Here is a 13010-nt window from a genome sequence, read left to right as displayed (position 1 = left end):
CCGGGCCTCGGGCGTGCGCGGCCACCAGGCATCCAGCGCGGCGCCCGTCACGGCATCCGGCGTGCCGGTGTGCCGGGCCGCGCCCTGGGGCAGGTCCAGGCGCCAGCGGCGCGGATCGACGGCGCGGGCCGCCGCGCCATGCGCCTCCAGCGCGGGCTGCGCCGCGGCCAGCAGCGCGTCGCTCTCGGCCTGCGTCGTGCCCAGTTCGGTGGAGTCGGTCAGGACCAGGCCGTCGCGGCCGACCTGCACGTGGGCCAGGTCCGCCAGCCAGACGGGCCGGCCGTCTCGGGCATCGTCCACCAGCAAGGGCGCGAGCCCCGCGCCGATCCTGCCGTCCGCGGGCCGGTGGCCCGCGCGATGCAGCCACCAGTACTCGCGCGAGGTGCAGCCCGCCTCGAAGGGGTCGAAGCCCTGCTGGACGGGCCGCGCCGCGCCCAGCCACGAGACCAGCGTGCGCACGGCGGGCTGGTCCGCGAGCTGGCGCGCCAGTTCGGGCGCGATGGCGGCGTCGGTCAGCAGGCCGGGAAGCAGCAGGGTCAGGGCGGACGGCAAGGCGGGCACGGCGGCAGGATCCGGGTACGAGGGCCCGCGGGCGGCGGGCCGAATGGCCGGTATTGTAGGGGGTGGGGCGGAGGCGGTGCCGGCCGCCGCCTTCTGCCATAATACGCGCGTGCTCAAGATACCCTACGAATTCTGGATAGGCTGGCGCTATACGCGCGCCGGCCGCGGGCGGCGACGCGATCGCTTCATTTCCTTCATTGCCGCCAGTTCCATGGCGGGCATAGGCCTGGGCGTGGCGGCGCTGATCATCGTGCTGTCCGTCATGAACGGCTTCCAGAAGGAGGTGCGCGACCGCATGCTGTCGGTGCTGCCGCACATCGAACTCTATCCGGTGGGGGGCGAGCGCGGCGCGGCGCTGGCCAACTGGCGCGAACTGACGGCGCTGGCCAGGAAGAATCCCGAAGTGCAGGCGGGGGCGCCCTACGTGGCGGCCCAGGCCATGATCGCCCGCGACCAGGTGCTGCGCGGCGTGCAGGTGCGCGGCATCGACCCCGAGGCCGAGCGCGACGTGTCCGACGTGGCCAAGAACATGGTGGCCGGTTCGCTGGACGACTTGAAGCCCGGCAGCTACGGCGTGGTGCTGGGGCGCGCGCTGGCGCAGGGCCTGGGCGTGGGGCTGGGCGATCCGATCCTGATGCTGGCCCCGCAGGGCTCGGTCACGCCCGCCGGTTTCACGCCCCGCATGCGGCAGTTCACCGTGGTGGGCGTGTTCGAGGCCGGCCACTACGAATACGACTCCAGCCTGGCGTTCGTGAACGTGGACGACGCGGCGCGGCTGTTCCGCGACAGCGGCATAGGCGGGGTGCGGCTGCGCATCGCCGACATGCAGAAGGCGCCGCAGGTGGCCCGCGACCTGGCGCAACTGCTGCCGCCGAACATCGCCGCCGCGGACTGGTCGCGCAACAACCGCACCTGGTTCGCCGCGGTGCAGACCGAAAAACGCATGATGTTCCTGATCCTGGCGCTGATCATCGCCGTGGCGGCCTTCAACCTGCTGTCCTCGCTGGTCATGGCGGTCAACGACAAGCAGGCGGACATCGCCATCCTGCGCACGCTGGGCGCCACCCCGGCCGAGATCGCCCGCATCTTCGTGGTGCAGGGGGCGCTGATCGGCGTCATCGGTACGCTGCTGGGCGTGGCGGGCGGCACGCTGATCGCCTACAACATCGACGTCATCGTGCCCGCCATCGAACATGCGCTGGGCATCCAGTTCCTGCCGCGCGACATCTACCTGATCACCGAGCTGCCGTCCGACCCGCGCCTGTCCGACATCGTCACCATAGGCGTGACGTCGCTGGTGCTGTCGTTCCTGGCCACCCTGTATCCCAGCTGGCGCGCCTCGCGCCTGCAACCGGCGGAGGTGCTGCGCCATGACTGATCGCCGCGTGGTGCTGGAAGGGCGGGGCATATCCAAGGTCTATGCCGAGGGCGGCGAACGCGTCACCGTGCTGCGCGGCGTGGACCTGCGGGTGCGCCAGGGCGAGATGGTGGCCCTGGTGGGGGCCTCGGGCTCGGGCAAGAGCACGCTGCTGCACGTGCTGGGGCTGCTGGACCAGCCCAGCGCCGGCGAGGTCCTGCTGGACGGCCAGGCGGCGGCCAGCTTCAATGAAAAGCAGCGCAGCCTGGCGCGCAACCGCAGCCTGGGCTTCGTCTACCAGTTTCATCATCTGCTGGCCGAGTTCTCGGCGCTGGACAACGTCGCGATGCCGCTGATCGTGCGCCGCATGGAACGCGCGCAGGCCCGGCGGGCCGCCGCGGCGATGCTCGAGCAGGTGGGGCTGGGCCAGCGGGCCAGCCATCATCCCGGCCAGTTGTCGGGCGGCGAGCGCCAGCGCGTGGCGCTGGCCCGCGCGCTGGTGACGCGGCCGCTGTGCGTGCTGGCCGACGAACCCACCGGCAACCTCGACCGCCACACGGCGCGCGAGGTATTCGGCCTGCTCAAGCGGCTGAACCAGGAACTGGACATGGCCTTCGTCATCGTGACGCACGATGCCGAACTGGCGGCGCTGGCCGACCGGCAGTTGAAGATGGCCGACGGCCTGCTGGCAGAGGAAGCCGCCGGCTAGGGCCTGTGCGAGGTTCCTTTTAGGTTTTAGGGTGAACAGGCCCTGGCACGGCGAAGGCGGTAAAGTGGTCCGATGCTGATCGACACCCATTGTCATCTCGACGCGGCCGAGTTCGGCCGCGACCGTCCGGACGTTGCCATGCGGGCCCGCGCCGCCGGCGTGGCCGGCATCGTCATTCCGGCCGTGGCGCGCGACAATTTTTCCACCGTGCGCGACCTGGCCCATGCGATTCCGGGCGGCGCGTATGCGCTGGGAATCCATCCCATGTACGTGCGCCACGCCGCCGACGAGGACCTGGACCGCCTGCGCGACGCGGTGGCGCAGGCCATGGGCGATCCGCGCTTCGTCGCCGTGGGCGAGATCGGCCTGGACTTCTTCGTGCAGGACATCGCCCAGGGCGAACAGCGCGCGCGCCAGGAGCGCTTCTACCACGCGCAGCTCGCGCTGGCCGCCGAGTTCGGCCTGCCCGTGCTGCTGCACGTGCGCCGCTCGCAGGACGTGCTGCTGAAGTACCTGCGGCGCGTGGACGTGCCGGGAGGCATCGCCCATGCCTTCAACGGCAGCCGGCAGCAAGCCGACCTGTTCGTCGCGCGCGGCTTCGCGCTGGGCCTGGGCGGGGAAATGACCTATGAGCGTTCGCGCAACATCCGCCGGCTGGCGGCCGGGATGGACCTGGCCGCGCTGGTGCTGGAAACCGACGCGCCCGACATACCGCCCGCCTGGCTGCCGCGCGACGACCGTCGCAACGAGCCCGGAGAGCTGCCGCGCATCGCGGCGGTGCTGGGCGAACTGCGCGGCCTGCCGGTGGCCGAGATCGCCGCGGCCACGTCGACCAATGTGCGTCGCGTGCTGCCGCGCCTGAGCGGCGCGCTGGCGGCCTGAGCGCCGGCCGGGTGCGGCCCGGACAGATTCATCATGGACAGATTCATCCCGGCAGGGGCTGCGTGGCGGCCCCGGCATGCCTACCATGCTGGCCTTGGGCCGGAGGAAGGGCATGCTGCGTTTCGCGTTGGTGGCGTTCGTGCTGGGCACGGCCTGGGTGCATGGACTGCCGGCGGTGCCGCCGGCCTGGGCCTCGGCGCTGGCGGGCGTGGCCGTGCCGGCAGCGTGCGCGGCGTGGGGGCGGGCGCGGCCAGGATGCCGGCGGCATCGCCGCGCGGCTGTCCTGCTCGCGGTCGCCGCTTTTGCCGCGGGGTCCGCGCTGGCGCTGGCGCGCATCGACCTGCGCCTGCAGGACGGCTTGTCGCCGGCGCAAGAGAACGTGCCGCTGGAGTTGGAGTACCTCGTCACCAGCCTGTCCACGGCGACCGCGGCCGGGCAGCGTTTCGAGGCGACGGTGCTGGATCCGCCGGCCGGCGTGCCCGGCCAGGTGCAACTATCGTGGTGGGGCCGGGCCGCGGAGGTCGTGCCCGGCGAACGCTGGCGCGGGACCGTGCTGCTCAGGCGGCCCCACGGCACGCTGAATCCGCATGGTTTCGACTACGAGGCCTATCTGTTCGAACACGGTATCCGCGCGACGGGGTCGGTGCGCGGCCAGCCGAGCTGGCTGGCGGACGATGCCTACGCCAGTTTCGATGTAGCGGTGCAACGTGCCCGCCACGTGTGCCGCGAGGCCTTGCGCCGGGCGCTGGAGGGCAAGCGTTACGGCGCCGTGCTGGCCGCCCTGGCGATGGGCGACCAGGCCGGCGTGGACCGGCGTGACTGGGACATCTTCAACCGCACCGGCATCACCCATCTGGTCTCCATCAGCGGCCTGCACGTAACGATGCTGGCCGCCCTGGCGGGGTGGGCGGTGCTGCAGGCGTGGAAGCGCTGCCGCTGGGACGGCATCCGGCTGCCCGAGCGGCATCCCGCCCAGGTGGCGGCGGCCGGCGCGGCCCTGGTGGTGGCATGGCTGTACTGTCTGCTGGCGGGATGGGGCGTGCCGGCCCGCCGGACCTTTTTCATGCTGGCCGTGGTGGCGGGCGCGGCGGCCTGGCGAGTCCCGGTGTCCGGCTCGCGGGTGCTGGCGCTGGCGGCGGCCCTGGTCTGCGCGCTGGATCCTTGGGCGACGCTGGCGGCCGGGTTCTGGCTGTCGTTCGGCGCGGTGGCGCTGCTGATCCTGTGTGGCGGGGGGCGCTGGCGGCAGCGCGACGGGCCCGCGCCGGCCAGCGCATGGCCGGCGCGGGTGGCCGCTTCGGTACGGGAAGGCGCCCGCGCGCAGGCTGCGCTGACCGTGGGCCTGCTGCCCGCCCTGGCGCTGCTGTTCCAGCAGGTGTCGCTGGTATCGCCGCTGGCCAATGCCGTGGCCATCCCGGTGGTCAGCCTGCTGGTCACGCCGCTCGCGCTGGCGGCGCTGGCGTTGTCTGTCGTGCCGGGGCTGGAGGAGTGGGGCGCCGCCACGGCCGCCGTCGCTCATGCGGTGTTCGAGGGCCTGATGGTGCCGTTGCAGTGGCTGGCCGATACCGAACTGGCGGCCGTCTCGCTGGCCGCGCCGCCCTGGCCGCTGTTCGTGCTGGCGCTGGCCGGGGTGGTATGGACCTTGCAGCCGCGCGGCCTGCCCGGCCGCTGGCTGGGGCTCGTGCTGCTGGTGCCCATGCTGGCCTATCGGCCCGCGCGTCCCGCGCCGGGCGAATGGCGCCTGGCGATGCTGGACGTGGGGCAGGGCACCGCGATCGTGGTGGAGACGGCCAGCGCGACGTTGCTGTACGACACCGGTCCGCCCTATGGTGACAAGGCCGATGCCGGTGGCAGGGTGGTCTGGCCCTATCTGCGGGCGCGGGGCATACGGCGGCTGGACGACGTGGTGGTATCGCACGCGGATGCGGACCATGCGGGCGGGCTGCGTTCGGTGCTGGCGGCCTTGCCCGCGGCGCGGGTGCATGCGTCCTACGATCTTGCGTCCGCGGACATCGGGCAGGCGGTTTTCTCGCGCTGCGCCGCCGGGCAGCGGTGGACGGTGGATGGCGTGGCGTTCGAGTTCCTGCACCCGGCCTCGCCCAGGGGCGAGGTGCCGGCTCGCGCACGCAACGCGCACAGTTGCGTATTGCGGGTACGCGGTACCCACCACGCGGCTTTGCTGGCGGGGGACATCGGCGCGGCCGAGGAAGCTGGCCTCGCGGCCGTCGAGGACCTTGCCGCCGATGTGGTGGCCGCGCCCCACCACGGTTCGCGCGGATCGTCCAGCCCGGCGCTGGTCGCGGCCACGCGGGCCTCGCACGTCGTGGCCCAGGCGGGCTACCTGAACCGCTATCGCCATCCGCATCCCGACGCGGAACGGCGGTGGCGGCGCGCCGGCGCCGTGTTCCATCGCACCGACAGGCACGGCGCGCTCGTGTTCGTCTCGCGGCAGGAGGGGCTGCGGGTCGCGCGCGAGCGGGAATCCCGACGGCGCTATTGGCATACCGCACCGTGACGGCGGTGGCTACAATCCCGGGTCCGGCCCAGCAAGGAATGCCTTCATGAACCACGATGCCTCGCCCGATTCCCTCCAGCCCCGCCTGGAGTTCGTGACCTGCCTGAGCCCGGCGGGCCTGCATCGCATGGCGTACTGGGAATGGGGCGATCCGTCCAACGACCACGTGCTGGTCTGCGCGCACGGCCTGACCCGCTCGGGTCGCGATTTCGACGCGCTGGCGCGGCGCATGGCCGGCCGCTATCGCGTGGTCTGCCCGGACGTGGTGGGCCGTGGCCGCTCGGACTGGCTGTCCAACCCGGCCTATTACACCGTACCGCAATACGTGGCGGACATGATGCCGTTGCTGGCCCGCGTGCAGGCCGAGACCCTGCACTGGTTCGGAACCTCGCTGGGCGGCCTGATCGGCATGGCGCTGGCGGGCCTGGAGGCGTCCCCCATCGACAAGCTGGTGCTGAACGACGTGGGGCCGCACCTGGATCCCGCCGCGCTGGCGCGCATCGCGCAGTACGTGGGCAAGGCGCCGGCCTTTGGCAGCTTCGAGGAGGCGCGGGCCTACGTGAGCACGGTATCGGCCTCGTTCGGTCCGCATACCCAGGAACAGTGGGACGAACTGACCCGGCACGTGGTGCGGCAGGTCGACGGTCCGGCCGGGCCCTGGACCATGCACTACGATCCCGCCATCGCCGAGGCCTTCGCGGCCATGGATCCCGCCACGGCCATCGCGGCCGAGGCGGCGCTGTGGCACGTCTACACCAACATAGAATGTCCCATCCTGATCGTGCGCGGCGAACATTCCGACCTGCTCACCCAGGATACCGTGGCGGCGATGCTGGCCCGCAATCCCCATGCGCGGCGCGTCGACGTCGCCGGCGTCGGGCATGCGCCCACCTTCATGACGTCCGCCCAACTGGACCTGGTGGACGGTTTCCTGCGCGACTAGCGGCCATCGCCGCCTGCTATGCTTGCGGCTCCGAATCTGCTCCACAAAGAGGAAAACATCATGAGCATCGAGCGTTTCAGTGTCGGCAAGCGCATGTCCGAAATGGTCGTGCACGGCGGCGTGGCCTACCTGGCCGGCCAGGTGGCCGAGGATCCCTCGAAGGATCCGGCGGACCAGACCCGCCAGGTGCTGGCCGCCATCGACAAGCTGCTGGCCGCCGCCGGCACCGACAAGACCCGCATCCTGCGCGCACAGATCTTCCTGGCCGACATCGCCGACTTCGCCGCGATGAACTCGGTCTGGGACGCCTGGGTGCCTGCCGGCCACACGCCCGCCCGCGCCACGGTCGAGGCCAAGCTGGCCGCGCCTGAATACAAGGTCGAGATCGTCGTCACTGCCGCGGTCTGATCCCGGTCCGCCGGCCGCCCGCCGTCCGCTCAGCGGGGCAGCGCGGGCCCGGCGCCCAGCGGGTCCTGCCGGTAGTACTGCGACAGCAGCGCATACCATTCGGGCATCGCGCGCCACAGCGGCTCGGGATGCACGAAGAAGGCCTCGGAACTGACGGCGAAGAACTCGGCCTCGTCCGTGGCCGCGTACGGATCCAGCGGCAGCTGCGCATACCAGTGGTCCGCTTCCTCGGATTCCGGATCCACGTCGGCCGGGATGGCCGCCTCGATTTCCTCCAGCCGGGCCAGCAGCGCGTCGTAGCTGCGCTCCAGCACGCTGCGCCACAGCCTGGGCCGTATCCCGGCATGCGCGTGCAGGCTGGGCATGCCGTCGGCCTGGCCGTATTGCAGGTCGAGCTTGTGGGCGAATTCGTGGATGACCACGTTGAAGCCCGCCGGCCGTTCGAGGCCGGGACTGGCATCCTCCCAGGACAGCACGATGGGACCGCCGTCCCAGGCTTCGCCGGCGGCTTCCTCGACATATTCGTGCACCACGCCGTCCTCGTCCACGTCGGAGCGGGGGATCAGGAATCCGCCCGGATAGACGATGACCTCGGACCATCCCTCGTACAGGCCCGGATCCAGGTACAGGATGGGCAGGCAGGCCTGTACCGCGATGGACAGGCGGATCTCGTCGGTCAGGACCTGGCCGGCCGCGCCGGTCATGGTCTTGCTGGCCAGGAACCACGCGGCCCGCTCCCGCAGCGTGTCGCGTTCGTCCTCGGTCAGGCGCGCGAGGAATGCATGCGAGGCCAGCGTTTGGGTCCATAATTCCGGATTGATGCGAGCCTGCATCTGCGCCACGCGGTGCTTCGATGCGCCGCGGGCAAACAGCCATCCCAACATACAATGAACTTCCCTGGTGGATAAGCGACTAGAGTACCGTGCCGGCGGCCAGGAAGGGCCGGCATCGCCCCAAGTGTAAGACCATGAACTCATCCGCTCCCGAGACTTCCGCGAACCTGTCGGCGACCTTCGGCCCCGACTGGCAACAGGCGGCCAATGCCGGCCTGTCGGAGGCGGCGCGACTGGACTTGCGCAAGGCGCTCGAATGGTCGTTTCCCCGCTATGCGCGCGAGCCGGCCGTGCCCGAGGGCGAGGGCTGGGCCGAGCACGCGGCGGGCGTGGTCGCGATCCTGGCGGGACTCCAGGTGGATGGCCATACCCGCATGGCGGCGCTGCTGGCGATCGCCGTGGGCGACCGCGACGTCAGCGCCAATCCGCACAAGGATCCGGTCACGCTGCAGTTCGGTCCCGAGATCGGCAAGCTGGTGCATGGCTATCGCGCCCTGATCCGCCTGGGCCAGGTCACCCGCGACGCCAGCGATGCGTCGGCCGGCAGCGGCGCGCAGGCCGAGATGCTGCGCAAGATGCTGCTGGCCATGGCGGCCGACCTGCGCATCGTCCTGATGCGGCTGGCGTCGCGCCTGCAAACCCTGCGCTGGCACGCCCAGCACAAGGTGCCGCTGCCCGAGGCGCTGTCGCGCGAGACGCTGGAACTCTACGCGCCCCTGGCCAACCGCCTGGGCATCTGGCAGGTCAAGTGGGAAATGGAGGACCTGGCCTTCCGGTTCCTGGAGCCGGTCCGCTACAAGGAAATCGCCCACCTGCTCGAGGAAAAGCGCGCCGAACGCGAAGCCTTCATCGCCGACGCCATCGCCCGGGTGCGCCAGGCATTGGCAAGCGCGGGCATCGAGGCCGACGTCACCGGCCGGCCCAAGCACATCTACAGCATCTGGAACAAGATGCGCAACCGGCGCCTGGATTTCGCCGGTTTGTACGACCTGCGCGCGCTGCGCATCATCGTCGAGGACATCCGTACCTGCTACACGGTGCTGGGGCTGGTGCACCACCTGTGGACGCCCGTTCCCGACGAGTTCGACGACTACATCTCGCGGCCCAAGCCCAATGGCTACCGGTCGCTGCACACGGTGGTCTACGACCATGACGGACGGCCTTTCGAGGTGCAGATCCGCACGCGCGAGATGCACCAGTTCGCCGAATTCGGGATGGCGGCGCATTGGCGCTACAAGGAAGCGGGCGCCAAGGGCGGGCAGGTCAGCGCCGATTCGGAATACGATCGCAAGCTCAGCTGGATACGTCAATTGCTGGCCTGGAAGGCCGATGTCCAGGTCGACGACCAGATAGGCCAGGCCGCTCTCGACACGCTGGTCGACAACATCTACGTGTTGACGCCGCAGGCGCGGGTGATAGAGCTGCCGCCGGGCGCGACGCCGGTGGACTTCGCCTACCAGGTCCATACCGATCTCGGTCATCGCTGTCGCGGCGCGCGGGTGGACGGGGTCATGGTGCCGCTCAACACCCGCCTGGCCACCGGCCAGACGGTGGAGATCATCGCGACCAAGTCCGGCGGCCCGTCGCGCGACTGGCTCAATCCCCAACTGAACTATCTGGCCAGCCAGCGTTCGCGTGCCAAGGTGCGCGCCTGGTTCAACGCCATCGACATCCAGGAGCGCATTGCCCAGGGCCAGGGCATGCTGGAAAAGGAATTGCAGCGCCTGGGCAAGACCGCGACCAACCTCGAATCGCTGGCCCAGCAACTGGGCTTCGCGTGCACCGAGGACCTGTACGTCGCGCTGGCCAAGGACGAATTCAGCCTGCGGCACGTCGCGGCTGCCTTCGAGGCGCCGCCGCCCGACGCCGGCCCCGACCTGTCCGCACTCACGCGCGACAGCCGGCCGGAAAGCGCGGTCCATGCGGGCAAGAGCGGCGTGCTGGTGGTGGGCGTGGATGCGCTGCTGACGCAGCTGGCCAAGTGCTGCAGGCCGGCGCCGCCCGACCTCATCTCGGGCTTCGTGACGCGCGGCAGGGGAGTCTCCATCCACCGCTGCGATTGCAAGAGCTTCCGCTCGCTGGCCGCGCGCGAGCCCGAGCGCGTCATCGACGTGACCTGGGGCGATACGCGCGACGCGGTGTATCCGGTTGACATCGTCGTGCTGGCGAACGACCGCCACGGACTCCTGCGCGATATCTCGGAAGTCTTCGCACGCCAGCGCATCAACGTCATCGGCGTCAACACGCAAAGCCGGCAGGGAATCGCCCGCATGGTCTTCACCGCCGAGGTCGGCAACGGCGAGCACCTGGTGCGGGCGCTGGCGGGCATACGCGAAGTACCCGGCGTCCTGGAAGCCGACCGGCGCTGACCTTGCGGACGGGGCTCAGCCCGCGGCCTGCCGGATCCTGTCCGCGCGCCCCGTGTCGCGCGCCAGGCGGTACGCGACCCAGTCGTCATGGTCGATGGGGACGGCGCCCCCCATCAGGCGCGGTTCGATCGGATAGTAGTGGCAGCACAGCGCCTGTCCCGCCACCTGAAGATCCACCGGGCGGCGCACGAACAGCGAACCGCCGTCCGGATCGTATTCCTCGACCGCGTCCATGGCCGCCAGCAGCGGGTCGTCCACCACGTAGACCTCGCCCAGTATCCGCGCATCGCCGTCCTCGACCAGTCCCGGCCAGTCGCCGAAATCGACCAGGCGGCCGCGCACGCGCGCCTCGCCCAGCAGCAGGGGCGGGGACAGCATCAATCGGCGCGCCAGGCGCTCGATGTCGTTGATCTCGCCGCGACGCAGCGTGCCGTAGACGAATACGTGCGGCATGTTCAGGATTTTTTCGAGGGCGGGTCGCCGACGGGGCGGTTCGCGGGGCAGAACTGGCCGGTCAGCAGGGCGTCGAGCACCCGCAGCGTTTCTTCCGGGCAGCGGCCGACCTTGAGGTTGTTCACCGACACGTGCTGGATGGTGTTGTCCGGATCGACGATGAAGGTGGCGCGCAGCGCCACGCCCTCGTTGCGGTCCCGGATGCCCAGTTGATCCACCAGCGCGCCCGCGCTGTCGGCGAATTGGTAGTGGTTCAGGTTCGCCAGCGCGGGCACCGCGCGGCGCCACGCCAGCTTGGCGTACTCATTGTCGACGGATCCGCCCATCAGCACGGCGCCGCGTTGTGCCAGGGGCTCGGCCAGTGCCGCGTAGCCCTCGATCTCGGTGGCGCAGATGTCGGAGAAATCCTTGGGAGTGAAATAGATGACCTTCCACTTGCCTGGAAACGAGGTTTCGCTCAGGGTCTCGAAGGCCGAGGCGCCGTTTTCCTCGGCTTGGTTGAAGCCTGGCTTGACGCCATGCACCTTGAAAGGTTCGAGCTTGGCTCCGATGGTTTTCATGCACGCTCCTCGGACAGCGCCGGCTCCGCGCGCCGATGGCCGATGCCGCCTACTTGGCGTCGGCCGATTTCTGCGAGGAGGCCGGCAGGGTGATGCGGGCGGTCAGGCCCCCGCCATCCCGGTTCAGGAGGTTTAGGGTACCACCTGCGCGTTGCAGCAGCCGCTTGACGATGGCCAGGCCCAGTCCGGCGCCGCCGGCGTTGGTGCGTGCATCGGAGCCCCGGGTGAACGGGCGCGTGAGCCGGGGCACGTCCTCGGCCTTGACGCCGGGGCCGTGGTCGGACACGTCGATCAGGACGTTGGCGCCCTGGCTGCTGACGGTCAGGTCGATGTGGGGCGCTTCGCCCGGCTTGTGGCCGTAGCGCCGCGCGTTCTCGAGCAGGTTGCCCACGACCCGCTGCAGGTCGGCGGCGGCGATGCGAGCCCACAGGTTGGGCGTGATCGTGACCTGCAGCGAGCCGCCCAGCGTCTCGGTATGGCTGCATTCGCGCTCGACCATCTCGGAGACGAGCTCGGAAATGTTGGTGTTGCGGTCGGGGGCGCTGGCCGGGCGGGCGTATTCCATGAACTGCCCGATGGTGCGGTCGATCTGGGCAAGATCCTCGTCCACGGCGTCGCGGCTGGCTTCGGAGACCCCGCTCAGCTCGATTTCCAGCCGCAGCCGGGCCAGCGGGGTGCGCAGGTCGTGCGAGATGCCCGCCAGCATCAGCGCGCGATCCGCCTCGGCGCGGTCCAGTTCCTCGACCATGCGGTTGAAGTTGGTGTTGACCCGCCGGATTTCCTCGGGACCGCTCTCCGGCAGCGGCGGCGGGGTTTCGCCGCGCGACAGGGCCAACGTGGCGCGCGACAGGCGCGACAGGGGCCGGTTGACGAAGCCGACGATGACCGCCGCGCCCAGCAGCGACAGCAGCAGGGCGGCCGCGCCCCAGCCCAGCCACTCGACCCCGGGCACGCGTTCGGCCCGGTCGCGTTCGACCACCATCCAGTAGTCGTCATCGTCTATGGAAAAACTGACCCAAAGGCCGGGGATGCGGTTGACTTCCCAGGCCACGACGGTTTCGGGCCCCAGGCGATCGATCACCTGTTCTTCGACCCGCTGCAGGACCTGGCGGTCGGGCAGGCGGACGGTGATGTCATCCTTTTCGTGCGGGTAGATCTGGATGCCTTCGTTGGTGGCCAGATCGAGCAGCAGGTAGCGGCGCTCCTGCGGCGCGGAGTGGATCAGCGCGGCGCGCGTGATGTTGACGACGGTGACGATCTGCTGGGCCACCTGCTGCGCGCGCGGCTCGACCTCCATGCTGCGGAAGGCCTGGAGCCACGCTGCCAGGCTTGCCGTCATCAGGACGGTGAGCAAAAGGAAGGTCCGGCTGAACAGACCCAGCCTGGACGCGACGCGCAGGGCGACCGACATGAATGCCTACGA

The 13010-nt window shown here is 70.4% G+C and carries 11 protein-coding genes and 1 pseudogene; 7 read left to right on the top strand and 5 right to left on the bottom strand.

Translation table 11 applies throughout. The annotated features are described in order from the left end of the window. Positions 1–561 (bottom strand): annotated as a pseudogene (locus CDO46_RS04825) (hypothetical protein); the annotation flags it as partial. A gap of 109 nt (positions 562–670) precedes the next feature. Between CDO46_RS04825 and CDO46_RS04820 the strand changes: the two are divergent. The 6 genes from CDO46_RS04820 (at position 671) to CDO46_RS04795 (ending at position 7372) form a co-directional block, all read left to right on the top strand. Beyond that, the gene (locus tag CDO46_RS04820; RefSeq protein WP_165962978.1) at positions 671–1939 is read left to right on the top strand and encodes a lipoprotein-releasing ABC transporter permease subunit; all 1269 of its coding nucleotides are present in this window, start codon (positions 671–673) and stop codon (positions 1937–1939) included. Beyond that, complete coding sequence (locus CDO46_RS04815) at positions 1932–2627, top strand: ABC transporter ATP-binding protein (RefSeq protein ID WP_087837426.1); 696 nt, start codon at positions 1932–1934, stop codon at positions 2625–2627. The genes CDO46_RS04820 and CDO46_RS04815 overlap by 8 nt, the downstream gene beginning before the upstream one ends. Positions 2628–2699: 72 nt before the next feature. After that, on the top strand, positions 2700–3509 hold the full coding sequence (locus CDO46_RS04810) for a TatD family hydrolase (RefSeq protein ID WP_087837425.1): 810 nt from the start codon (positions 2700–2702) through the stop codon (positions 3507–3509). Positions 3510–3585: 76 nt separating this feature from the next. Beyond that, positions 3586–6021 (top strand): DNA internalization-related competence protein ComEC/Rec2, encoded by a 2436-nt coding sequence (locus tag CDO46_RS04805; protein ID WP_243724331.1) that lies wholly within the window; start codon positions 3586–3588, stop codon positions 6019–6021. 46 nt (positions 6022–6067) lie between these two features. Next, positions 6068–6964, top strand: a complete 897-nt coding sequence (locus CDO46_RS04800) for an alpha/beta fold hydrolase (RefSeq protein WP_087837423.1) — start codon at positions 6068–6070, stop codon at positions 6962–6964. Between the two features lie 60 nt (positions 6965–7024). Next, positions 7025–7372 carry a RidA family protein gene (locus CDO46_RS04795; protein ID WP_087837422.1) on the top strand — a complete coding sequence of 116 codons (348 nt, stop codon included), beginning with the start codon at positions 7025–7027 and terminating at the stop codon, positions 7370–7372. Positions 7373–7401: 29 nt separating this feature from the next. Here the strand turns inward: CDO46_RS04795 and CDO46_RS04790 are convergent, their stop codons facing one another. Then, entirely contained in the window at positions 7402–8256 is an 855-nt protein-coding gene (locus CDO46_RS04790; RefSeq protein ID WP_087837421.1) for a zinc-dependent peptidase, read from the bottom strand. Positions 8257–8339: 83 nt separating this feature from the next. Between CDO46_RS04790 and CDO46_RS04785 the strand changes: the two genes are divergently transcribed. Further along, the gene (locus CDO46_RS04785) at positions 8340–10574 is read left to right on the top strand and encodes a bifunctional (p)ppGpp synthetase/guanosine-3',5'-bis(diphosphate) 3'-pyrophosphohydrolase (protein WP_087837420.1); all 2235 of its coding nucleotides are present in this window, start codon (positions 8340–8342) and stop codon (positions 10572–10574) included. Between the two features lie 15 nt (positions 10575–10589). Here CDO46_RS04785 and CDO46_RS04780 read toward each other — a convergent pair whose 3' ends face one another. The 3 genes from CDO46_RS04780 to CDO46_RS04770 are packed head-to-tail and all read right to left on the bottom strand — an operon-like array spanning position 10590 to position 12998. Further along, entirely contained in the window at positions 10590–11027 is a 438-nt protein-coding gene (locus CDO46_RS04780) for a gamma-glutamylcyclotransferase (protein ID WP_087837419.1), read from the bottom strand. Between the two features lie 2 nt (positions 11028–11029). Beyond that, positions 11030–11587 (bottom strand): redoxin domain-containing protein, encoded by a 558-nt coding sequence (locus CDO46_RS04775; RefSeq protein ID WP_087837418.1) that lies wholly within the window; start codon positions 11585–11587, stop codon positions 11030–11032. A gap of 49 nt (positions 11588–11636) precedes the next feature. After that, complete coding sequence (locus CDO46_RS04770) at positions 11637–12998, bottom strand: ATP-binding protein (RefSeq protein WP_087837417.1); 1362 nt, start codon at positions 12996–12998, stop codon at positions 11637–11639. Between the last annotated feature and the right edge of the window lie 12 nt (positions 12999–13010).

It is taken from the genome of Pigmentiphaga sp. NML030171 (assembly GCF_002188635.1).
GTDB lineage: Bacteria > Pseudomonadota > Gammaproteobacteria > Burkholderiales > Burkholderiaceae_B > Pigmentiphaga > Pigmentiphaga daeguensis.
This window is presented reverse-complemented; position numbering and strand designations above follow the sequence as displayed.